The 22,076-nt window shown below is 60.3% G+C and carries 20 protein-coding genes and 2 pseudogenes; 9 read left to right on the plus strand and 13 right to left on the minus strand.

The window, feature by feature from the left end; genetic code table 11:
• Positions 1-105: 105 nt before the first annotated feature.
• Positions 106-1,507 (minus strand): annotated as a pseudogene (glmM, locus tag RMO51_RS01930) (phosphoglucosamine mutase).
• 84 nt (positions 1,508-1,591) lie between these two features.
• Here glmM and mazG point away from each other — a divergent pair.
• From mazG to RMO51_RS01975, 9 genes and pseudogenes are all read left to right on the plus strand, one after another.
• Complete coding sequence (gene mazG, locus RMO51_RS01935) at positions 1,592-2,449, plus strand: nucleoside triphosphate pyrophosphohydrolase (RefSeq protein WP_310391506.1); 858 nt, start codon at positions 1,592-1,594, stop codon at positions 2,447-2,449.
• Positions 2,450-2,718: 269 nt separating this feature from the next.
• The gene (locus RMO51_RS01940; protein ID WP_310391508.1) at positions 2,719-3,600 is read left to right on the plus strand and encodes a MotA/TolQ/ExbB proton channel family protein; all 882 of its coding nucleotides are present in this window, start codon (positions 2,719-2,721) and stop codon (positions 3,598-3,600) included.
• 167 nt (positions 3,601-3,767) lie between these two features.
• A complete protein-coding gene (locus RMO51_RS01945; protein WP_310391509.1) occupies positions 3,768-4,400 on the plus strand; it encodes a biopolymer transporter ExbD in 633 nt (210 codons plus the stop codon).
• Positions 4,401-4,460: 60 nt separating this feature from the next.
• The gene (locus tag RMO51_RS01950) at positions 4,461-4,997 is read left to right on the plus strand and encodes a biopolymer transporter ExbD (RefSeq protein ID WP_310391511.1); all 537 of its coding nucleotides are present in this window, start codon (positions 4,461-4,463) and stop codon (positions 4,995-4,997) included.
• A complete protein-coding gene (locus RMO51_RS01955; protein ID WP_310391513.1) occupies positions 4,997-5,821 on the plus strand; it encodes an energy transducer TonB in 825 nt (274 codons plus the stop codon). The genes RMO51_RS01950 and RMO51_RS01955 overlap by 1 nt, the downstream gene beginning before the upstream one ends.
• Before the next feature lie 176 nt (positions 5,822-5,997).
• Positions 5,998-6,189: pseudogene (locus RMO51_RS01960) on the plus strand (energy transducer TonB); the annotation flags it as partial.
• A 195-nt stretch (positions 6,190-6,384) separates the two neighbouring features.
• The gene (locus tag RMO51_RS01965) at positions 6,385-6,657 is read left to right on the plus strand and encodes a hypothetical protein (protein ID WP_310391515.1); all 273 of its coding nucleotides are present in this window, start codon (positions 6,385-6,387) and stop codon (positions 6,655-6,657) included.
• Entirely contained in the window at positions 6,650-7,645 is a 996-nt protein-coding gene (locus RMO51_RS01970) for a substrate-binding domain-containing protein (RefSeq protein WP_310391517.1), read from the plus strand. Before RMO51_RS01965 ends, RMO51_RS01970 begins: the two co-directional genes overlap by 8 nt.
• Before the next feature lie 58 nt (positions 7,646-7,703).
• Entirely contained in the window at positions 7,704-9,332 is a 1,629-nt protein-coding gene (locus RMO51_RS01975) for a tetratricopeptide repeat protein (protein WP_310391519.1), read from the plus strand.
• Positions 9,333-9,403: 71 nt separating this feature from the next.
• On the opposite strand, the gene RMO51_RS01980 is transcribed toward RMO51_RS01975, so the two are convergent.
• The 12 genes from RMO51_RS01980 to RMO51_RS02035 form a co-directional block, all read right to left on the minus strand.
• A complete protein-coding gene (locus RMO51_RS01980; protein WP_310391521.1) occupies positions 9,404-10,456 on the minus strand; it encodes an RluA family pseudouridine synthase in 1,053 nt (350 codons plus the stop codon).
• Between the two features lie 74 nt (positions 10,457-10,530).
• Entirely contained in the window at positions 10,531-11,181 is a 651-nt protein-coding gene (locus RMO51_RS01985; RefSeq protein WP_409025025.1) for an OmpH family outer membrane protein, read from the minus strand.
• Between the two features lie 41 nt (positions 11,182-11,222).
• Positions 11,223-11,903 carry an OmpH family outer membrane protein gene (locus RMO51_RS01990; protein WP_310391524.1) on the minus strand — a complete coding sequence of 227 codons (681 nt, stop codon included), beginning with the start codon at positions 11,901-11,903 and terminating at the stop codon, positions 11,223-11,225.
• Between the two features lie 38 nt (positions 11,904-11,941).
• The gene (gene bamA / locus RMO51_RS01995) at positions 11,942-14,464 is read right to left on the minus strand and encodes an outer membrane protein assembly factor BamA (protein ID WP_409025026.1); all 2,523 of its coding nucleotides are present in this window, start codon (positions 14,462-14,464) and stop codon (positions 11,942-11,944) included.
• A gap of 9 nt (positions 14,465-14,473) precedes the next feature.
• Positions 14,474-15,220, minus strand: a complete 747-nt coding sequence (locus tag RMO51_RS02000) for an isoprenyl transferase (RefSeq protein WP_310391528.1) — start codon at positions 15,218-15,220, stop codon at positions 14,474-14,476.
• A gap of 108 nt (positions 15,221-15,328) precedes the next feature.
• The gene (locus RMO51_RS02005) at positions 15,329-16,042 is read right to left on the minus strand and encodes a DUF6089 family protein (RefSeq protein ID WP_310391530.1); all 714 of its coding nucleotides are present in this window, start codon (positions 16,040-16,042) and stop codon (positions 15,329-15,331) included.
• 92 nt (positions 16,043-16,134) lie between these two features.
• Positions 16,135-17,022, minus strand: a complete 888-nt coding sequence (locus RMO51_RS02010; protein ID WP_310391531.1) for a DUF6089 family protein — start codon at positions 17,020-17,022, stop codon at positions 16,135-16,137.
• A gap of 138 nt (positions 17,023-17,160) precedes the next feature.
• Positions 17,161-18,054 carry an NAD kinase gene (locus RMO51_RS02015; protein ID WP_310391532.1) on the minus strand — a complete coding sequence of 298 codons (894 nt, stop codon included), beginning with the start codon at positions 18,052-18,054 and terminating at the stop codon, positions 17,161-17,163.
• A 79-nt stretch (positions 18,055-18,133) separates the two neighbouring features.
• The gene (locus RMO51_RS02020) at positions 18,134-19,591 is read right to left on the minus strand and encodes a POTRA domain-containing protein (RefSeq protein WP_310391534.1); all 1,458 of its coding nucleotides are present in this window, start codon (positions 19,589-19,591) and stop codon (positions 18,134-18,136) included.
• Positions 19,592-19,598: 7 nt separating this feature from the next.
• Positions 19,599-20,273, minus strand: a complete 675-nt coding sequence (locus RMO51_RS02025) for a CBS domain-containing protein (protein WP_310391536.1) — start codon at positions 20,271-20,273, stop codon at positions 19,599-19,601.
• A 159-nt stretch (positions 20,274-20,432) separates the two neighbouring features.
• Positions 20,433-21,215, minus strand: coding sequence for an alpha/beta fold hydrolase (locus tag RMO51_RS02030; protein WP_310391537.1), 783 nt, complete (start codon positions 21,213-21,215; stop codon positions 20,433-20,435).
• Between the two features lie 87 nt (positions 21,216-21,302).
• Positions 21,303-21,899: an aminodeoxychorismate/anthranilate synthase component II gene (locus RMO51_RS02035; RefSeq protein ID WP_310391539.1), complete on the minus strand. Its 597-nt coding sequence runs from the start codon at positions 21,897-21,899 to the stop codon at positions 21,303-21,305.
• Positions 21,900-22,076: the final 177 nt, after the last annotated feature.

Below are 22,076 nucleotides of genomic sequence, written 5' to 3' on the forward strand. Positions count from 1 at the left end.
AAGCTTGCTTTTTCTTAGTTGACAGTTGCTCGTTGTCTGTTGCCAGCCCCGTAGCAGCCAACGCAACGGCCTGGCAACTGACAACGAGCAACTGACAACTAAATCCTAGGCCTTGACGGCAATAATCTCCTTGATGTCGCCGATGATTTTCTGCGCCAGGTAGTCCGCCGTGGCGTTGGAGTCGGACTCGGCGTAGATGCGAATGATGGGCTCGGTGTTGGACTTGCGCAGGTGCACCCACTCCTTATCAAACTCAATTTTTACGCCGTCAATCGTGTTCATGGGCTGCTTGGCGTAGCGCTTCTGCATCTTGGCCAGCACGTCGTCGGTGTTGATTTCCGGCGTCAGCTCGATTTTGTTCTTCGAGATGAAATAGCCCGGGTAGGAATTCCGCATCCGGCTCACGGTCAGGCCCGATTTGGCCAAATGCGTCAGAAACAGCGCAATGCCCACCAGGGCGTCGCGGCCGTAGTGCAGCTCCGGGTAGATGATGCCGCCGTTGCCCTCGCCGCCAATCACGGCGTTGGTCGCCTTCATCATACTCACCACGTTCACCTCGCCCACGGCAGCGGCGGCGTACTGGCCCCCGGCGCGCTCGGTCACGTCGCGCAGAGCGCGGGTACTACTCAGGTTGCTCACGGTATTGCCGCCGCCCAGGGTTTTCAGCACGTAGTCGGCCACGGCCACCAGGGTGTACTCCTCGCCGAACATCTCGCCGTTCTCGCTCACCAGGGCCAGGCGGTCCACGTCCGGGTCCACCACAATGCCGAGGTCGAAGCCGCCTTTTTCCAGCACTTTAGCAATGTCGCGCAGGTGCTCGGGCAGCGGCTCGGGGTTGTGGGCGAAATCGCCGGTGGGCTCGCAGTGCAGCTTTTCCACGGTGGTCACGCCCAGGGCTTCCAGCAGCAGCGGCACGGCAATGCCCCCGGACGAGTTCACGGCGTCGACCACCACCCGGAAATTACGGGCCCGAATGGCTTCCACGTCCACCAGCGGCAGGGCCAGAATGGCCTTGATGTGTTTTCTGAGAAACGTGGCGTCGGTGGTGTACTGGCCCAGCTTGGTCACGGCGGCAAACTCAAAATTCCCGCTTTCGGCCGAGGCCAGCACCTGCTGCCCGTCGGCTTCGGAAATGAATTCCCCCGTCGCGTTGAGCAGCTTGAGGGCATTCCACTGCTTGGGGTTGTGCGAGGCGGTGAGGATGATGCCCCCGGCCGGCCGCTTTTTTGGCGGGCACGGCCATTTCCACGGTGGGCGTGGTGCTCAGGCCCAGGTCGCACACGTCGAGGCCCAGGCCCTGGAGAGTGGCGGCCACGAGGCGGCTGACCATTTCGCCCGAAATGCGGGCGTCGCGGCCAATGATGATAAGCTTGCTGTCAGTGGCTTGGGTTTTTACCCAGGTGCCGTAAGCGGCGGCGTACTTCACCACGTCGGGCGGGGTCAGGCCTTGCCCAACCGGCCCGCCAATGGTGCCGCGGATGCCGGAGATTGATTTAATAAGAGTCACGGAGAAGTATTTTTGAACGAACAAAATTAGGCATTTGGCGGCGGTTCCGGGCCGCTGGCAATGCTGCCAATTATCTTTGAAAGAATGGAAAACGCCACTCCTTCTGCTAGCGCCCTGTTTACCAGCGTCCGCCGCCCGGCGCAACTCGAAGCGTTCGGGCGCTTGCTCGACGTGCTCGACCGCCTGCGCACCGAATGCCCTTGGGACAAAAAACAAACCCTGCAAACGCTACGCCACCTCACCATTGAGGAAACCTACGAAATCAGCGACGCCATCTTGCGCGACGACTTGCCCGACCTGAAAAAGGAGCTGGGCGACGTCATGCTCCACCTGGTTTTTTACGCCCGCATCGCCGCCGAAAAAGGCGCGTTCGACATCGCCGACGTGCTCAACGCCCAGTGCGAGAAGCTCATCTACCGCCACCCCCATATCTACGGCGACGTGCAGGCCGACGACGAGGAAGCCGTGAAACGCAACTGGGAGCAACTCAAGCTCAAGGAGAAAGGCAGCTCCGGCGGCGTGCTGGGCGGCGTGCCCACGTCGTTGCCGGCCCTGGTCAAGGCCATGCGCATCCAGGAAAAAGCCCGCGGCGCCGGCTTCGACTGGGAGCAGCCCGAGCAGGTGTGGGCCAAGGTGCAGGAGGAGTTGGCTGAGTTTGGCGACGAGTACGGCCACGGCCGCCCCGAGCGCATGAACGCCGAGCGGGCCGCCGATGAGTTCGGGGACTTGCTCTTTTCGCTGGTCAACTTTGCCCGCTTCGCCGGCATCAACCCCGAGGAAGCGCTGGAGCGCACCAACCGCAAATTTATCAGCCGCTTTCAGTACCTTGAAGCCGCCGCCGCGACTGCCGGCGAGCAGTTGGCAGACCTCACCTTGGCGCAAATGGACGTGTACTGGGAAGAGGCCAAACGCCGCCTAACCCAACCCGGCGCCGCCGATTAGCGTTGTCGCCCTGCTGCCCACCCTTCTACCGCCCTTCTGCCTGCCCTGGCCAAGTTTTCTTTGGTCGGGCCGCGGATTTTGGTTAGGTTTGCCCAGCTAAGAGGGCTTGGTGTGTGGTTGGAACTTAGGTAAGTGCCATTTTAATCCTTCGAGTTCGGGATTATGGATTGTTAATTTGCCGCTTCCGGCGCGCCTAACCAACTTTTTGCTTTTTCTTTACCCGCTCAATTCAACTACTTCACACAACAACCCCCAAACAATCCGGACTAATGGAACAGAAAAATGCCACAAATACGAGCCCACGGCCCGCCGCAACGGCCGCCAAAGCCGAAGCCCAAAGCAGCGGTGGTGCCTCGCTGTTCTCCGTCATCGTCATTATTCTGGCCTTCGTCGTCAGCTACATAGTTTACGCCTTCGTATTTGGTGCGTCCAGCCACTTCCAGGGCGGTAACAGCGAAAACAACCCCAACCCCGGCGACTACCTCGGGGTAATTTACAAGGGCGGCGTGATTGTGCCGTTCCTGCTCACCATGTTCCTGTGCGTCATCACCTTCTCGATTGAGCGCCTGCTCACCATCTCCAAGGCCAAAGGCTCGAAAAGCATCGAAGCTTTCGTGCGCACCGTGCGCCAGAAGCTGAACGCCAACGACATCAACGGCGCCCTCGCCGCCTGCGACCAGCAGAAAGGCTCGGTGGCCAACGTGGTAAAAGCCGGCTTGATGAAGTACAACGAAATGATTCGCGAGCGCAACATGACCACCGACCAGAAGGTCCTCGCCATCCAGAAAGAGATTGAGGAAAGCACCGCCCTGGAGCTGCCCATGCTGGAGAAAAATCTGGTTATTATCTCGACCATTGCCTCCATCGCCACCCTCACCGGCCTGCTCGGCACGGTGTTCGGCATGATTCGCGCCTTCGCCGCGCTGGCGCAGGCCGGTACCCCCGACGCCGTGGCCCTCGCCAACGGTATTTCGGAAGCCTTGATTAACACGGCCCTGGGCATTGGCACTTCGGCCCTCGCCATTGTGGCCTATAACTACTTTACCAGCAAGATTGACGAGCTGACCTACAGCATCGACGAGGCTGGCTTCAGCATCATCCAGACCTTCGCCGGCCAGCACGGCAGCACCGAGAACGCCCGGACAGTCTAGTCGGATTAGTTGTCGGTTGCTCGTTGTTAGTTGTCAGTTGTTGGTTGTCAACACAAGGTTTATGGCTGATAACTGACAACGAGCAACCGACAACCAACCCGGATGCACTAAAACGCGGGGCGGTTCGTTCCCCCGAACGAGTCGCCCCCTTTTAACCCCACCTCGCAATGCCTAAAGTAAAACCGCACCGTACCTCGCCGTCGCTCGACATGACGCCGATGGTGGACCTGGCCTTCTTGCTGGTGACGTTCTTCATGCTCACCACCAAGTTTGCCCCCGAGGAATCCGTGGTGGTGGATACGCCGTCGTCCATCTCGGAACTTAAATTGCCCGAAAACAACGTCATCACGCTCACCGTCGACAAGGACAAGCGGGTATTTTTTGGCGTTGACGCCAAGCAAACCAAAATTCAGGCCCTGCAGCGGGTAGGCGCCAAATACGGCGTCAACTTCACCGCCGCGCAGGCCAAGGAATTTGGTGACCTGCCCAACTTTGCCTTGCCCATCAACCAGCTCGGCTCCTACCTCAACATGAGCAAGGAAGACCGCAAGCAGGTAAATGCCAAACAGCCCGGCGTGCCGCTCGACTCGCTTAATAATCAGTTGATTGACTGGGTCTTGGAGTCGCGCCGTGCCAATCAGGCCATCTTTAAAAAGCCGACTTACATCGCCATCAAGGGCGATGGTGATGCCGATGTGCCCACCGTACAACAGGTCATCAAGATTTTGCAGGAGCGGGACATTAACCGCTTCAACCTCATTACGGACATGGAAAACAAGCCCGTGGCGGCCGCTCGCTAACCTTGGCGACCGCGCGCACGATGGATTGATTTTTCCAGCTACTCACTTACCTATAATATCATGTCGGAAATTCAACAAAAAGCCGATTCCGGTGGCAAGGGAGGAAAGAAGCGGGCCAAAAAAATGTCGACCAAAATCGACATGACCCCGATGGTGGACCTGGCATTTCTGCTGCTCACCTTCTTTATGCTCACCACCACCTTCGCCAAGCCCAACGTGATGCAGCTCACGATGCCGGTGAAGAAAACCGATGACGTGGAGGACACCAAAATCAAGGCCTCGCAAGCCATGACCATCATCCTCGGCAAAGACAACAAAGCCTATTACTACTTCGGCCTCAACACGCCGAACGACAAGACCGTCCCGAAGCCCGAATTGAAGGTGACCAACTTCTCAGCCAATGGCATCCGGCAGGTCCTGCTGACCCGCCAGCGCCAGAAGCCGGAGCCCATCATCCTCATCAAGCCCACCGAGGACGGCAAGTACCGCAACATGGTCGACATTCTGGACGAGATGAACATCACGAACCAGAAGAAATACGCCCTGGTGAAGGTGCCCAAAGAAGACCTGGCCCTGATTAAAGAAGCAGCCCTATGATGGATAACGCGCAAATCGCCAAGGCCAGCCTAAACGACATCGTTTTTGAGGGCCGTAACAAGGCGTACGGTGCTTACGTGCTCCGTCGTTTGTACCAGCGCCACGTTACGCGGGCGCTGATTATTGCCACGTCGGTGTTCGCCTTGATGGTGTTCTTTCCGCTCATCGCGCAGTATCTGAAAGATAAGATGCCCGCCGAGCCCAAAAAGAACCTGCAGGAGAACGTGCTGATGGAAGCGCCGCCCCTGGACGACACCAAACCCCCGCCCCCGCCCCCGCCCCCCGAGGCGCCGCCCCCCCCGCCCCCCAAGCTCACCACCATCAAGTTCACCCCGCCGGTGGTGAAAAAAGATGAAGAGGTGAAAAAAGAGGAGGTGCCGGACCAGGAGGAGTTGAAGGACAAGACCGTGGCCACCGTGACCGTGAAAGGCAACACGGATGCCGTGGACTTATCCGAGCTGTCGGGCGATGGCGACAAGGTGGTGGAAGACGTGGTAGAAAACAAAGTCTACACCTACGTGGAGCAGATGCCCCAACTGCCCGGTGGCGGCGGCAACGCTGCCATTGTGGCCGCCATTCAAAAAGCCACCAAGTACCCTCCCCTGGCCCTCCGCAACCAAGTAGAAGGCCGCATCTTCGTCAGCTTCACGGTGAACCCCCAGGGCGACGTTTCGGATGTGAAAGTGGTGAAAGGCCTGGGCTCGGGCTTGGATGAAGAAACGGTGCGGGCAGTAAAAACCCTGCCCAAGTTCATCCCCGGCAAGCAAAATGGCCGCGCCGTGAGCGTGTCGTTTACGGTGCCGATTACCTTCAAAATTCAGTAGCGTAGTTTCCTGATTCAGGTCAGAATTTCTTAAGACCCCGGATTGAGCCTCACGGCTTGGTCCGGGTTTTTTGTTGGACGGTGCAAAAAGAGTTGTGACGAGGCACGTACGCTTGGCTTGCATATTACCATGCAGTCGGACGGCGTTGTGCAAGAACAGGTCCGGTTTCGGGCCGCGTCTACGTGAGCTTCGTGGTCCAGGCCGACGGCAGCACTGGCGACGTTGCGGTGCTGAAGGGGCTCGGCTGCGGCACCGAGGAAGTAGCAGCCCGCGTGGTGCGCGAAACGCCGGCCTGGACGCCAGGAATGCAGAACCACCGTTCGGTACCGGTACGTTTTACGCTGCCCACCACATGCCAGAACGAATAGCGGCCCGCGGGCCACGAAAGCGTGGCTGCGTATGAGCAAGGCAGAGAAGCCGAAAATTGCCCGCGGCTATGAAAAGCGGCTAATTTTCGGCTTTTTTGTGGGCTGGTTCAGTTCCGACCCGTCGTTTGGCCGAACCTTTGGCCAACTGTTGCCGGTTTGGTAGTTCCCTTCGCTTGTACTCGCGCTTATTTGTCTATGCTCAATATTCCTACGACCGAGGAACGACTCGGTAAGTCGCCCCAGCGGCTGGTGCGTTACTTTGTGCTGTTGATGGCCCTGGTATACCTGGGCCTGGGTGTCTGGTTGTGGTGGTCGGCCGCGCAGCCTTCGGGCGGCGGCTTGGTGCAACTGGGGCCAACTGCGCGACGCGTTTTGGGCTCGGTATTTATCATCTACGGCCTGCTGCGTTTTGGCCGGGGCTACCAAGCCAATTTTCGCAATAAACCTACTCCACCCGACCATGATTAACCGCGTTCATTTTTTGACTACCGGGGCCGTTGCGGTGCTGGCCGGAGTCGTTGCCACGGCGTCCTGCAACGGGCTCGGCTCCCCGGGGGCGCAGGACACGCCCACCAGCGGCACGGTGGCCGTGAGCGTGGACGAAACCTTCGCCCCCATTCTGCAGGCGCAGGCAGACACCTTTGCAAAACTGTACCCGAACGCGCACGTCCAGATGAGCTTCCAGGCCGAGGAAAAGGTGCTGCTGGATTTGGTCAACGGCAAGGTGAAGCTGGCGGTGGTGTCGCGCCCGCTGAACGCCGAGGAGTTGGCCGACTTTGCCAAGCAAACCATCGTGCCGCAAACCACGCGCATCGGCATCGACGGGCTGGCCATTGTGCTGAACCGGGCCAACCCCGATTCGCTGCTGACCGTGGCGCAACTGGCCGCCATCTTTACGGGCAAAACCAGCGCCTGGCGCCAGGTGAGCGGCAAAAAAACCCTCTCGGCCATCAACGTGGTGTTTGACGCGAACCGGAGCAGCACGGCCCGCTTCGTGCGCGACTCGGTGACGCGCGGCGCGGCGCTGACCACACGGGTTTTTGCGGCCTCTTCGAACCCGGCGCTGCTCGATTACGTTGCGACACACCCCAATGCCATCGGGGTGGTGGGCGTGAACTGGATTTCGGACCGGGACGACCCCGCCGCGGTCAAGTTTTTCAACAAGGTGCGCGTGGCCAGCATCACGGCCCGGGCCAATCCCAAGCCCAGCGACTATATTCAGCCCTACCAAGTGCACTTGGCCGAGAAAACGCCCGCACAACTGGCCGACTACCCCGATTTGCAGAATTACCCGCTTCGGCGCAATCTTTACGTAATCAGCCGGGAAGCGCGCGCAGGGTTGGGCACAGGTTTTGCGTCTTTCGTTGCCGGCAAAAACGGGCAACTGATATTCCAAAAGTCGGGGCTTTTGCCCGCTCAGATGCAAGCCCGCATCATCACCACGCCTAAACTGTAGGCGCTTGTTGCGCGTACCCTTTTTTCAACTCTCGATTTTTCACCCTTTTTCCCTTCCTATGAGTTTCAAGCCCTGGAAACAGCCGCTGCTCGCCGCCTTCGCCGTGGTGGCCGGCACTACGGCGGCCACCGCCCAAAACGTACAAAGCGCCCAGCGCGCCATCGAATTGGGGCGCTACAACGAGGCTAGTGCCCTTCTGCGCCCCGGCTCCACGCCCGAAACCGCGTTTGAGCTCGGCCGTCTTTATCAGATGCGTAATTTGCCGGACTCGGCCGCTCTTTATTTCAACAAAGCCGCCGGCACCACGCCTTTTGGCCAGGTAGCCGCCGGCCGGGCATTGCTGGTGAAAGGCCAGGTGGCACCGGCCGAAGTGCAGTTCGACGCCGCCGCCAAAGCCACTAAGAACAAAGACGGCAAGCTCCTCACCATGATTGCGCAGGCGTATGGCGAGACGGACTCCAAGAACACCGGCAAAGCCCAGACTTACCTGACGGCGGCCCAAACGGCCTACAAAAAAGACGACCCGGCACTGATGGTGGCCCGCGGCGACGTGTTCCTGCACTCGGACCAGGGCGGCGGCGAAGCCATGACCAGCTTCGACCGGGCCATTGTCAGCAACCCCAGCTACGCCCAGGCCTACTACAAGAAAGGCCAGTTGAGCGTCCGTTCGCGCAACTTCAACGCCGCCCGCGAAAGCCTGAGCAAGGCCATCGAGCTGGACCCCAGCTACGCCCCCGCCTACCGCGAACTGGCGGATATGTACTATTATGCAGGCCAGTACGACCTGGCGCTGAGCACCTTCCAGAAGTATATCGAGTTGGCTGAAAAGTCGCCGGCTACCGACGCGCAATACGCTTCGTTTCTGTACCTGACCAAGAAATACCCCGAGGCGCTGGCGGAGGTGAACAAAGTGCTGGTGACGGACCCCACCAACCTGACCATGAACCGGCTCAAGCCCTACCTGTTGTACGAAACCGGCGACTTTGCCGGTGCCGCCACGGCCATGAATGCGTACATGAAAATGGTTCAGCCCGACAAAATTATTGCGGAGGACATTGCCTACAACGCCAAAATCATGAGCAAGACGGGCAAGGGCGACGAAGCGGTGGCCCTGATTACCCAGATTATCAAGAAGGACCCCACCAAAGCTTGCGACCTGCAAAACGACCTGGCGTCCATCTATGCCAACCAGAAAAATTACAAAGGCGCCGTGAGCGTGTATAAGTATAAGCTGACCAGTTGCAAAGGCGACCTCACCGACCAGTTCCGTCTGGCCACGGCGCTTACCGGCGACAAGCAATACACGCGGGCGGACAGCGTTTATAACATCATTGTGACTGCCAAACCCACCTACGCGCCCGGCTACATGGCCCGTGCCAAGGTAAATAGTGCCCTTGACCCTGAGGCGAAGCAAGGCCTTGCCAAGCCGCACTGGGAAAAATACATCGAGCTATCCAAAGCCGAAGGCGCTGACCCGACCAAATTCAAAGAGGGTTTGGTGGAAGCATACGGCTATCTGGGCGTGTACAATTTCCAGAAAGGCGACAAAGCCGCGGCCAAAACAAACTTTGAGCAAGTGCTGGCCATGGACCCTGGCAACCAGGGAGCCGAGAACAATATCAAAATCCTCAGCGCCCCGCCGCGGCGCGCCACTCCCGCGAGCAAGGCGCCGGTCAAGAAGAAATAATTGATTGGCTGCTTATGGAAAAAGCCTCAACGCATCTGCGTTGAGGCTTTTTTGTGTTTTCTGACGGCTCACTACGCAGCCCAGGCCCGCCACTTTTCCAGCACCGCCGCAAAATCCTCGGGCAATTCGGCCTCAAACAGCAACTGCGCACCCGAAGTGGGGTGCACAAACCCCAACGAACGGGCGTGGAGCGCCTGCCGGGGCAGGAGCCGAAACGCATTTTCGACAAAGTCGCGGTAAGCGCCCGTGCTCTGGCCCACCCGAATCCGGTCGCCGCCGTAGGTGGCATCCGAAAAGAGCGGGTGGCCGAGGTATTGCATGTGCACGCGAATCTGGTGGGTGCGGCCGGTTTCGAGCACGCATCGCACCAGCGTGACGGGCCCAAAGCTTTCCAGCACTTCGTAATGCGTCACCGCGGCCTTGCCTTGGTCGCCGTCGGGGTACACCGCCTGCACCTTCCGGTCGCGCACGCTGCGGCCGATGTGGCCGCTGATGGTGCCCGTGGGCCCGGGCGGCGTGCCCCAAACCAGCGCCAGGTAGCTGCGCCGGATGGTATGATGGAAAAACTGCAAGGACAGGTGCGTCATGGCAAACTCGGTTTTGCCAATGACCAGCAGGCCCGACGTATCCTTATCAATGCGGTGCACCAGTCCGGGCCGGATTTCGCCGTTGCGCCCCGTGGGCAAATTGGCCAGGTGGTGGGCCAGGCCGTTTACCAGCGTGCCCTGCCAATGGCCGTAAGCAGGGTGCACCACCAGGCCCGCGGGCTTGTTCACGATGAGCAATTCGGCGTCCTCGTACCGGATGTCCAGCGGCATTTCTTCGGGCATCACCCGGCCTTCGCGCGGCGGCTCGGGCAGCGTGATGGTGATGACATCCTGCGGCTTTACCCGGTAGTTGGGCTTCACCGGGGCTCCGTTCACTTCCACGGCAAGGGCCCGTATGGCTTCCTGCACTTTGTTGCGGGAAGTATTGCGCAGCCGGGCCTGCAAGAACTTGTCGATGCGCAGCTGCTCCTGGCCCCGGTCCACCACAATACGATGGTGCTCGTACAGCTCATCACCCCCTTCGACTTCATCCAGGTCAGCCCCTGTCAGTTCCTCATCCGGCTCATTGCTCGTCATGCTTACTGCGTTTATGCACGAAAAAAGCCGGAGCTACTGCTCCGGCTTTCTCATTGTCTGGCGGCAGAAGCCGCTTATTTCTTGGTTTTGGTCTTGCTCTTGTTGGTGGCGGGAGTGATGGGGGCTGGGGTGGTCGTGGTCGGCGCAACTGCCGGACCGGACTTCACGGGCGCGGCGGCACCGGGCGTGACGCCCATTTTCTTCAGCACCAAGTCGGAAATGTCGCCTTCTTTGGGGGCGTGCAGCAGGAGCGGACTGCCGCCGCCGTCGGAGTTGAACACGTAGGTGTAGCCGTTCTCGTTGGCCACCAAGTCGATGTTTTTCTGCAGCTTGTCCAGGGCCGGCTTCAGCAGGGTCTGCTGCTTCTGTTGCAGGCTCTGCTCGGCGCTGCGCTGGAACTCCTGAATGGACTGCTGCATGCTCTGCAACTCCTTCTGCTTGTCGGCTTTCACGATGTCGGTCATCGTGGCTTCGCCCTGCTGGTAGGTCTTGTACTTGGTTTCCAGTTCGGCCGCCTTGCTTTTCAGCTGGCTTTCCAACTGGGTGTTGTAGGCTTTCAGGTCCGATTCAATTTGCTTGCTTTCGGGCATCTGAGCCAGCACGTACTGGACGTCGGTGTAGCCAATTTTGAGGGGGGCCTGGGCCTGCGCGGAAGCGGCAGCCAGGGTTCCGGCGGTCAGCAGAGCGGCGGCGAGCGTCAGACGAAAGATTTTCACGAGATTCATCAAAAGGAAAAAGAGTCAGAAAAATGTTGGGACAAAGGTAATTACTTCGCGCGCTTCTTGGTTGGGCGGGCCGGCTTGGCCGGAGCCTTGGTGGGCGCGGCCGGGTCCGCCCCCGAATCGGACTCGAAGTTGGGGTCCACCGGGGTTTTGGGCGGGGCCACGGTTTTCACGGCTCCCTTGGGGCCGGGCTGGTTGCGGTCTTCCGCCCCCAAACCCAGTTCCTCCAATACAAATTCCGTGTAATCGTGGGCCGGGTTGGTGTAGAGCATGGTCGCGTCACCGGACTTGTCGAACAGCACGGCCAGCGACTTCTTTTTGGCCACTTTCTCCACGGCTTCGAATACCTTGTCCTGCACGGGCTTGGTGAGCTCCTGCCGTTTCTTAAACAGCTGGCCTTCGTAGCCAAACTGCTTGTTCTGGTAGGCTTTGACGTCCTGCTCCTTCTTGAGAATTTCGTCCTGGCGCTTCTTTTTCATCGCCTCCGTCAGCACCACTTCTTCCGCCGAATAGTTGCGGTACATCTTGTCGAGGTCCTTTTTCTGCACCTCAATCTCCTTCTGCCAGGTGTCCGACAGCAGGTTCAGTTCCGCTTGCGCTTTGGCGTACTCCGGCATTTTCGCAATGATGAACTCCGAGTCAACCCAGCCAAATTTTTGGGCCCGGACTTCCGGCGCAACGCCCAGCAATAGTACGGCCAGCAGCAGGCCACCAAAATTCTTCATACCGGAGGAAACGTGAAATGCCGCCCGCTAGTACCCAGCTAGCGAATTTGCTGACCAATGATGAAGTGGAATATGCCGGACTCCTGCTTGTTACCGGCAGGCGTGTTCGGCTGCGGTATCACGGAGTCGAAGCCGTAGCCGTAATCAAAGCCCAGCAGGCCGAAGGCCGACATGAAAATCCGGGCGCCCACGCCGGCCGAACGGTACAGCTTGTAGGGGTTGTATTCGGAGTACGAGCCGTAGGAGTTACCCGCCTCGGCGAAGGCCAGCACGTACACCGTGGCGGCCGGGTTGAGGCTGACCGGGTAGCGCATTTCCAGCACGTACTTGTTGAAGGCGATGCCGCCGGCCTGGTTGCCCTGGGCCGTGGGAATGGCGAAGGCTTGGTTGGGGTCGGCGTAGCCTCGCAGGCCTACGAAGTCGGTGCCCACCAGGAAGTTACCGCCGCCGTTGGCGCCCAGGCCCGCGCCGCCCATCTTAAACCGCTCGAACGGCCCGATTTCGCGCCGGGAGCTGTATTTGCCCAGGAAACCAAAGTGGGCCCGCGTGTTCAGCACCAGCTTGCCTACGATGGGCATGAACCACGACGCGTCGAACATCCACTTGTGAAATTCAATCAGTTCCGTGCTGGCGTGGTCGGGGTTCAGCAGCGAATAGGGCGGCGTCAGGTTCACGCTCAGGCTCAACGAAGAGCCGCGCCGCGTGTAGGTCGGGTTGTCGATGCTGTTGCGCGCCAGCGTGGTGTTGAGCGTGATGTTGGTGGCGTAGCCCGACGTGAAGCCCGGCAGCAGCGCGTAGTTCTGGGTCTGGTATTGGCTCAGTGACAGCGAATTGCTGAGGGTAAAATAGTCGTCCGGTACGCGCAGTTGGCGGCCCAGGCCCACCGTGGCGCTGTTTACCTTAATAAAGCTGCTATTCGACGCATCGGTGGCCGTACCCGTGCGCTGAATGCTGTGGTTCAGGCTAAAGGAAAATGAATTCGGGCGGCGCCCCCCCAGCCAGGGCTCCGTGAACGAGAGCGAGTAGGCCTGGTACTGCACGCCGTTGGCCTGCACGTTAAGGGCCAGGCGCTGGCCGTCGCCCGACGGCACGGGCGTCCAGTTGCTCAAAGTGCCGGCTTTGCGCAGCGAAAAGTTGTTGAACACCAGGCCCACGGTACCAATGAAACCGGCGAAGCCGCCCCACCCGCCCGAGAGCGTCACCTGGTCCGAGGGTTTTTCCACCACGGTGTAGTTGATGTCCACCGTGCCGTCGACCGGGTTTGGAATCGGGTTGATGCCAATCTTCTCCGGGTCGAAGTAGCCCAGGGTGGCAATTTCCCGCTGCGAGCGGATGAGGAGTTCCCGGTTGAACTTGTCGCCGGGCAGCGTGCGCAGGGTGCGCCGCAGCACGTGGTCGCTGGTCTTGGTGTTGCCCGCGATGTTGATGTCCTTGATGTGCGCCTGCACGCCCTCGCTGAGGCGCATTTCAATGTCGATGGAGTCGCCTTCCACCTTGGTTTCTACCGGGTCGATGGTGAAAAATAGGTAGCCATCGTTGAGGTAGAGCGACGAGATGTCCTGCCCGGTCGGGTTGTAGTTCAGGCGCTTGTCCAGGACCTCCTTGCTGTACGCGCTGCCCGGCTTGATGCCCAGCACGTTGGCCAGCGTCTTGTCGTCGTAGAGGTAGTTACCGTTCCAGGTAATGTGGCGGAAGTAATACTTCGGGCCCTCGTCCACGCGGATGTTCAGGGCCAGGCCTTGCTCGTCGCGCACCAGCGAATCGGCCACGATGATGGCGTCGCGGTACCCTTCCGCGTTGTAAAACTCCAGCAGCTTCTTTTTGTCCTCCTCGTACTCGCTCTTCTGAAATTTGCCCGCCGTCAGGAATTTATACGGCTTGCGTTCCTTGGTTTTCTTCAGCTTGCCTTTGAGCTTGCGGTCCGAAAACGCCTTGTTGCCCTCGAAAGCAATGTCGTGAATGCGAACCTTCGCCCCTTTATCCACGTCAATGCGCAGCGCCACGCTGTTGGACAGCGACGAATCCGGCACCTGGATGACGTTCACCTTGGCGTCCAAATACCCCTTGTTGACGTAAAATTTACGAACCTGCGTCCGGGTGTTGTTCAGCAGCGCATCGGTCACCACCTTGCCCCGAATCAGAGTAATCTTTTTGGTCAACTCCTCCGTTTGGCCTTTCCGAATGCCCGAAAAGGTAAACTTGGACAGCCGGGGCCGCTCCTTCAGGTTGTAATCCAGAAAAATCTTGGTGCCCTCGGTCCGGGCAATGGTCACGCTCACATCGCCCAAAATGCCCTGGGCCCACAGCTTGCGGATGGACTTACCAATTTCTTCGCCGGGAATGCTGATGGCGTCCCCCACGCGCAAGCCCGTCAGGCCGATGAGGGTGTTGGGGTCGAGGTAGCGGGCCCCGCTCACGGTGATGCCCCCCAGCTCGTAGCGCTTGGGTTCGTCGGCGCTACCGGGCGCGGCCTGCTGCGCCCGCGCCGGAGCGGCCACCAAGCCGCCCAGCACCACCAACGCCAGCGCACATTTTAAGAATAAACTACGCACAATAATCATTACAAGAAATTAAGATACAACGACTTGCTCGCTGGTTTTGCCAAATCGCCGCTCCCGGCGCTGGTAGGCCCGAATGGCCTCCTGGAAATGTTGCTTTCGGAAATCCGGCCACAACAAATCGGTGATGTATAGTTCAGTGTAAGCCAACTGCCAGAGCAAAAAGTTGCTAATCCGTTGTTCCCCGCTGGTGCGAATAAGCAGTTCGGGGTCGGGCATACGGGCCGTGGCCAGGTAGCTCGCTACCGTGGCTTCGGTCACGGCGGCGGGCTGCAGCTGGCCGCTGGCCACGTCGGCCGCCATGCGCCGGGCCGCCTGGGTCAGGTCCCAGCGTCCGCTGTAGCTCAGGGCCAGCACCAGCGTCATACGGGCGCCGGCTTTGGTCAGCTCCATGGCCTCGGCCAGCTCGCGCTGGCAACCGGCCGGCAGTGTGCTGATGTCGCCGATGGCTTCCAGGCGGATGCTGTTTTTGAGGAGCGTGGCCGTTTCCTGGCGGATGGTGTGGACCAGCAGTTGCATCAGGGCCATCACCTCCAGCGCGGGACGGTTCCAGTTCTCGGTCGAAAACGCGTACAGCGTCAGGTAGCGCACGCCAAGCTCGGCGGCTTCCTCCACGGTTTCGCGCACGGCCGTGATGGCGCTCTGGTGCCCAAACACGCGCAGGCCCCCGCGCTGCTTGGCCCAGCGCCCGTTACCGTCCATGATAACCGCCACGTGGGCCGGGATATTGAGAGTGTCTATTTCGGCCTTGCCGGTCATCCTTGCGATTTCGCTAAAAGAGGCCGCAAGTTACGGAAACGGTTGCATTTAGCGGCCCGGCACTGCTAGCGCCCTTTGCCGGGGCCCTTGTCACGGCCGGGCCAGCCGCTACTTCAGCAGCTTCCTATTGTTCTTATACTGGTCGGGGCAGCGAATCTTGTAGAAGGTATACGAAAGGCTAATGCCGCTGTAGTAGTACCAATCCTGGTCGTTGGGGTTCACCAGCAGCGGGTCTTGCTGGGCCAGATGGTCGAGCTCGTCCGTAAAGGTTTTGCGCACGCCCGTTTCCAATCCTAGATTAAGAAACTCCGACAGCGCGTACTTGAGCCCCACGCCCGCCGGAATGGCCAAGCCCAGCATCGAGCCGCTACGGTTAAAAGCCCCGCCCAAAGCCTGGTTGATGCCCTCGGTTGTCGTGTTGGCGTAGTACGCGGCCACCCCCGCAAACAGGTAGGGGGTGAAGTGCACTTTGTCGGTCCGGTAGTGGTAGTCCAAAAAGTTGTATTCCACCACGGCCGAAGCTTCCAAGACGCGGCCCTTGGTGTTCACTTGCCGGTAGTTCGGCAAGGGTGGCACGCCGCCGTTCACCCCTTCCACGTTGCCGTCGTCGGCCCGCAACAGCCCGGCCGTGAAGCCGCCGCGCAGGGTGATGGGCACCGACACGTCTTTGCGGTAAAAAGCGGTAAACGCCGGCCGGTTGTTCTGAAACTGGTAGCTGGGCGAAACTTCTCCGCGGTAATTGGTGGCGCCAATGCCAATCCCAACTTCGCTGGTATTCTGCGCGTTGGCAGGAACACAAAAAAACACCCTCCCCGCTTGCACGAGGCAAACGAGGAGGGCTTTTTGAACAATTGAATACGTCATTTAAGCTGCTGCTAACTGGGAAATCAAGAACTCAGCCAGCGCTCAATTAGCTAGCGGAATTTGGGGTTCTTGATGCGGGGGGTCAAAATGTAGTTGAGCGTGACGCCGGTAACGATGTACCAGTCGGTCTTATTGCCCGAGTCACCACGCTGCTCACCCACATTGTCGAAGCCGGGGAAAGCACCACGGTCTTTCGTGATACCGTAACCGAAATACTGGCGAAGCTCCGAACCACTCAGGTTTTCAATGCCGGCGTACTTACCTCCCACATCGTCGAGGTAATCGGTAAATGTTTTGCGCCAGCCAATTTCTAAGCTGGCGTCAAAGTTCCGATTGATACGGTAGCGAATACCGCCACCAAAAGGAACGGAAAACTGCGTCTTGCCGTAGGCACTGGCCTGATTTTCGGTTTTCAAAGAAGCCAAGGAAACGTACTCTCCATCAGCCGAGAGGCCTTTGGGATTGTGATAGAAGCCCGCTACCCCAGCAAACACGTACGGCACAAAGTCGGGGCGCTTGAGGTAGTTGTTCCGGTTTTCAATAAGGTCGAAAACGGCAACAGCGGACGCCTCAATTATGTCGTTGCGGAAGGTGAAGTTCCGGTTTCTGCGGAAGCGAGCATCCGGGTCGCTCACGCCGTCGGTGGCTTTTTCGTCGCTGCCGGAGATGCGGCCGTACGAGAGGCCCACGCGGCCAGACAGCCGCGGGAAAAAGCGGCGGGTGAGCGACACCCCAGCGCCCACGCGGGTGGCCCCAAAGCGCAGGCTCGTAAAGCTGGTCACCGGCGTCACGTCGCCAAAATAGTTAATAGCGTTTAGGCTGAAGCCCACGGAGTTATATTGTTTCCGTTTACTGAACTGCTGAGCGTCTGCCTCCGGCGTGGCCACCAAGGCCAAGCCGAGCACAAAAGCCGCGGAATAAGTGAAAATATTTTTCATATGGCAACAAGAATGAGGAGGCAAGGGAAAGAAGTTGAAGCCGGTGCGGAGCATGCACAGTTTCAGACGGTGACAAAAGTAGCGCTTATCAGGAACTAAAAAAACTTTCGGAGATTATTCAATAAAATATCTCGGCCGTTAGACTTGGATGCCGGCTGGGTTGCGCCGGTCAAGGCCCCAATTGAGCTTACTACGCAAGGTACTGAGAAAGTTAACGTGGTTGAGCTTAACCAACCGGGCATTGAAGGATTCGCGGCGAACTGCAATTTGAACGGAGGCCTCAACGGGCAGGGAGCGGGAGTCGAGCGAAAGCATGTAGCTGGTGCTGCGGCCTTCAATTTCGAAGGAAATGACGCTCTGGTCGGATACCACCAAGGGGCGCACGTTCAAATTGTGGGGGCATACGGGGGCGATGATAAAATTGTTGGTCTGCGGCAGCATAACCGGCCCGCCGCAGCTAAGCGAGTAGCCAGTGGACCCGGTGGGCGTGGCCACCACCAAACCATCGGCCCAGTAGGAATTCAGGTATTCGCCGTCGATGTACGTGTGCACGACAATCATGGATGAGGTGTCGCGCTTGAGGACGCTGAATTCGTTGAGCCCAAAATTCAGGCCCCCAAATACGTCGGGGTCGGTGTCGACGCGAATCAGGCTGCGCTCTTCAATATTGAAGTGGCCTTTGTAGAGGGCGTCGATGGCCTGGGCGGTGCGGTCGGGGGTGATGGTGGCCAGGAAGCCGAGCCGGCCGGTGTGAATGCCCAGAATTGGGATTTGGAGGCTGCCAACGTAGGTAACGGTGTCGAGCAAGGTACCGTCGCCCCCGATGCTGAGCACGAACTGCACGCCGCGCAGCGAGTCGCCGCGGCGGAATTCGGTGGTGCCTTCGGGCAGGCGCAGGCGGTTATCGAGGAAGGTGCGGAAGGCTTCGCCAATGCGCACTTCGGCCCGGCGGGCGGCCAGGTCGTCGAGCAAGGCCTGAATGGCCGGGGCGGCTTCGTCGTCGAAAGGCTTGCCGAGAATGGCGATTTTCATGCAGGAAAGTGAAGCGGATTACGTAACAAGAAACGCGGCTACGTAACAAATAAATAACCGATTGGGCGGGCTGACGGCGTCAAATCGGAAATTCAGCGCGGAAAAAATACCCCGTTTGTCCCAGTCCGTTTAGGGTGTACTCGGCGGTAAACACCCGGTCGTAATAAGTAACCAAGTGGAGCCCGAGCCCGATGGCCCGCAGCAAATGATTGGGAAGGCGGTTTTGGGGCAGGCGACCGGGCGCGACCACGTAGCCCGCATCGGCAAAGATATTCAAGTAGAGTGCGAGCGGAATGGTGTTGATTTTGGGATTGCCGACGGATTGCAGCCGAACGGGCGGGGGCTGGAGCAGGCGGTACGAGAGCCCCTGCTGCAGCAGGCCGTAGTGGCGCCCGTCGACGACGTACTCATCGTAGCCCCGCACCAGGTCGTCGTAGCCCAGCGCCCGGGCGTCGGCGTAGGCCAGGCGGCGGGTGAGGCGGACTTGGCCGCTGACGCCCGCGCTGTAGTAGAATCCACGGCCAAGGGCGAGGTAGCGGGCGTAGCGCAAGCGCAAGGCAGTGAGGCTGGGCGTGGCCTCGGTCAGGAAAACGCGGTGCGTGAGCGTGGCCCGGGCAAACTGGCCAGTGAGGGGGTAGGCAAAGGTGTTGCGCTGGTTGCTCGTGCTGGTCAGCGTCAGGTCGAGGTACTCGCGCTGGGTGCGCCCCTGGTAATAATTGGGGTTAGCAAAATTGACGGAGTCACCGATTTGCTCGCGGTGGTAGGAGACATCGAAAGCGGTAAGGGACTGGACGGTCTGACGGAAACGAAGCCCGCCCGTGACGTAAAACCGCCGAATGGGAAAGCCGGCGTCGGCCCGCAAGGGCACGAGGCGGTCGGCCTGGGTGGCGTAGTCCACGGTGCGGCTTTGATAAAGCGAGCCCCCCACGCCGAAGCCCAGCCGGCGGTAGCGGCCCAGGCCGGGCGCTTCGTAAAACAGCTCGTATTTGCGGTTGAAGCCCAGCTGCAGGTTGGCGCTGACCTGCTCGTTGCGGCCCCGAAAGTTGTTGCGCACCACGTGCACGCCGTAATCAACCCGGCGCCAGCGGTCGGGGCGGTCGAGCCAGGAGCGCAGGTTGCGGTCGGCCAGCGAGAGAATGGGCACCGGAAAGGTGTACCAACGCTCCTGCACCCCGAATACGATGATGAGCCGGGGACCTGCGCAACTGGCCTGGACCACCACCGCGTGGAACAGCTGCAGGTTGAACAGGCGGCGGCGGTTGGCTTCGAGGCGGGCCGGCAGGTCGGCCAGGGCCAGCGTGTCGCCTTCGCCGAAATCCAGCTCGGCCCGCAGAATACGCTCCTTGGTGACGGCGTTGCCGGCAAAAAGAATGGTGCCGACTGCGGCGCGGGCCACGCCGGGGCAGGGCACAATGCGCACGAGGGTGTCGCTCGGCGCCACCACGGGTCGCAACGCGCGGCGGACCGTATCGGGTGGCGCGAGCCCGGGGCCCGCGCCGGCCAGCAGCAGTTGTAACGACAGCAGGATTCCGAGCACCCGATTATCAGACGCTCAGGTACCGCAGCAGGGCGTCGTAGCGCTCCTGGTCGTCTTCGCTGGCCACGGCGGCACCGCTGAACTGGGCCGTCACCACGTAGCCAAACCGCTCCAGCGTGGCCGTGATGCGCGCCAGATTGTCGGTGTTCAACTTGAGGGTGAGGCGGATGCGGTAGGGGTCAATTTCGTCCTGCGCGACGTGGGCGCTGACAATTTTGGCGTTGTTTTCCTCAACGTAGCGGCTGATTTGGGTGAGGGAATAATCCCGCTCCTCCATGGTGAGGACGATGATGCCGCCCTGCCCTCCGGCCGGCTGCTGCCCAAAGGCGGCCAGCGCGTCGGCGATGGTGACCACGCCAGCGTACTCCTGCCGCTCGTCGACGACGGCCACCAACTGAATTTTGTTTTCGATGGCCAGCTCCATCACGCGGTAAAAGTGCTGGTCGGGGCGCACGTAGGCGTCGGCGTAGCCCAAGGGCAAGTCGGCCAGCAGCATTTCGGGGTCATCGAAGTCCGCCAGGTCGGCCTCGGTGACGAGGCCGCGGTAGTGGCGGTTGTCGAGCACGGGCAACTGGGCCACGTGAAACTCATCGAGCCAGCGCGCCGCTTTGCCCGCCGAATCGGTGCCCTTCAGAGGCGGAATCATTTCGTTGAGTAAATCTTCGGCGAGCAGGGCAGGCATTGGAAAACAAATTATAAGGCGGAATTATAATCGGGCGTAAACGGGGCGGTTGGGTGGGAGAAAATGGGGTGAAAGAATGTTCCGGCACGGGCCTGCTGCAAGCTAGCACGCGAGGCACTGGCGAACAACAATCGGGCCGGCCGAATGATAAACTGAATTTTAAGCGGCCACGGCCGGGGCGGCTGCGGTACTACGCAAAAACCGGCGCAGGTGGGCGTTGAACCCGGCGGCGCGCTCCATCATGGGGGCGTGGCAGCAGCGGTCGAGGAAGCGCAGCTCGGCGCGGGGCAGCAGGCGGGCAAATTCGTGGGCCACCGGCGGCGGGGTGATGGTGTCGTTCAGCCCCCACACCAGCAGCACGGGCACGGCAATGCGCGCCAGCTCCTTGCTCAGGTTGTGCCGCTGGGCCGAGCGGGCAATGGCGATGATGCGCAAGCACTTGGAGTTGGAGTTGGTGACGTTGAACACTTCATCAACCAGTTCCTGAGTGGCCACGGCGGGGTCGTAGAAGGTGTAGCCGACCCGCTCCCGCACGTAGGCGTAGTTGCCGCGCTTGGGAAAGGAGCCGCCCATGCTGTCCTCGAACAAGCCGCTGCTGCCGGTGAGCACCAGGCGATTGACGCGGCTGGCGTTGTTCAGGGTGTAAACCAGCGCAATGTGGCCGCCCAGCGAATTGCCAAGCACCGTGAAGGCGGGCGGCAGGCGCAGCGCGGCCACGAAGCCCTCGACGTACGCCACGAGGCCCGGCACGCCGGCCTGGGCCAGGGGCATGTCGTAGATGGGCAGCAGCGGAATGATGACGCGGTGGTCGGGCGCAAACTCGCGCACCACGTCCTGCCAATTGCTCAGGGCCCCGAACAGGCCGTGCAGCAGCAGCAGCACCGGGCCCTCGCCCTCGTCCACGTACTCGTACCCTTGCTGGTGCTGGCGGCGCAATTCCATAGGCTAATTGTCAGTTGTTGGCTGTCAGCTGCTAGTATCAAAAAAGCTTCCGGGCGCACCTGACAACCGACAACTAGCACCTGACAACTACTCTTCAGCGGTTTTGGCAATGATACAACACCGGAGCCAATTGGCCAATATTGCCAGCCCGTGCGGGGTGAGCAGGGCTTCGGGGTGAAACTGGACGCCGTAGAGCGGCAACGTGCGGTGGCGCAGGGCCATGAGTTCGGGGGCGGGGCCGGCGGTGTGGGCCAGGGCCACCACCGCCGGCGGCAGGGGCTCGCGGAGCACCAGCGAGTGGTAGCGCGTGACCGGCTGGGTGGCGGGCAGGCCGGCAAAAAGCGGCTCGGCGGGGTCGCAGCGCATCTCGGACACCTTGCCGTGCATGGGCCCGGCGGCGCGCACCACCGCGCCCCCGAAGAACTCGCCCAGCGCCTGATGGCCCAGGCACACGCCCAGCATGGGCACGCGCTGGTGAAACGCCGCGATGACGGCCGGCATCACCCCGGCCCGGGCGGGCGTGCCGGGCCCGGGCGACAGCACGATGCCGTCGAGAGTCAGCGCTTGCAGCTCGCTCAGCGGCACATCGTTGCGGCGCACGACGACTTCGGCCCCGAGCTGGCGCAGGTAATCGGCCAGCGTGAAGGTGAAGGAATCAAAATTGTCGAGCAGCAGCAGGCGCATTAGTAACAGTTGATAATCAACAGGGAGCTTGGAGCAAACAGCACGTCATGTCGAGGGTTGGGGGGGCAGTGGGGGCGGGGGGGGGAGCAAACAATAAAACAACCAGGCGCGTGGTGTGGGGCACCCGGCCATGAAGTGGGGGGTTGGGCAATTGCAAAGGTTTTTTTGGGGCACATT

This window comes from Hymenobacter sp. (genome assembly GCF_031398885.1).
GTDB lineage: Bacteria > Bacteroidota > Bacteroidia > Cytophagales > Hymenobacteraceae > Hymenobacter.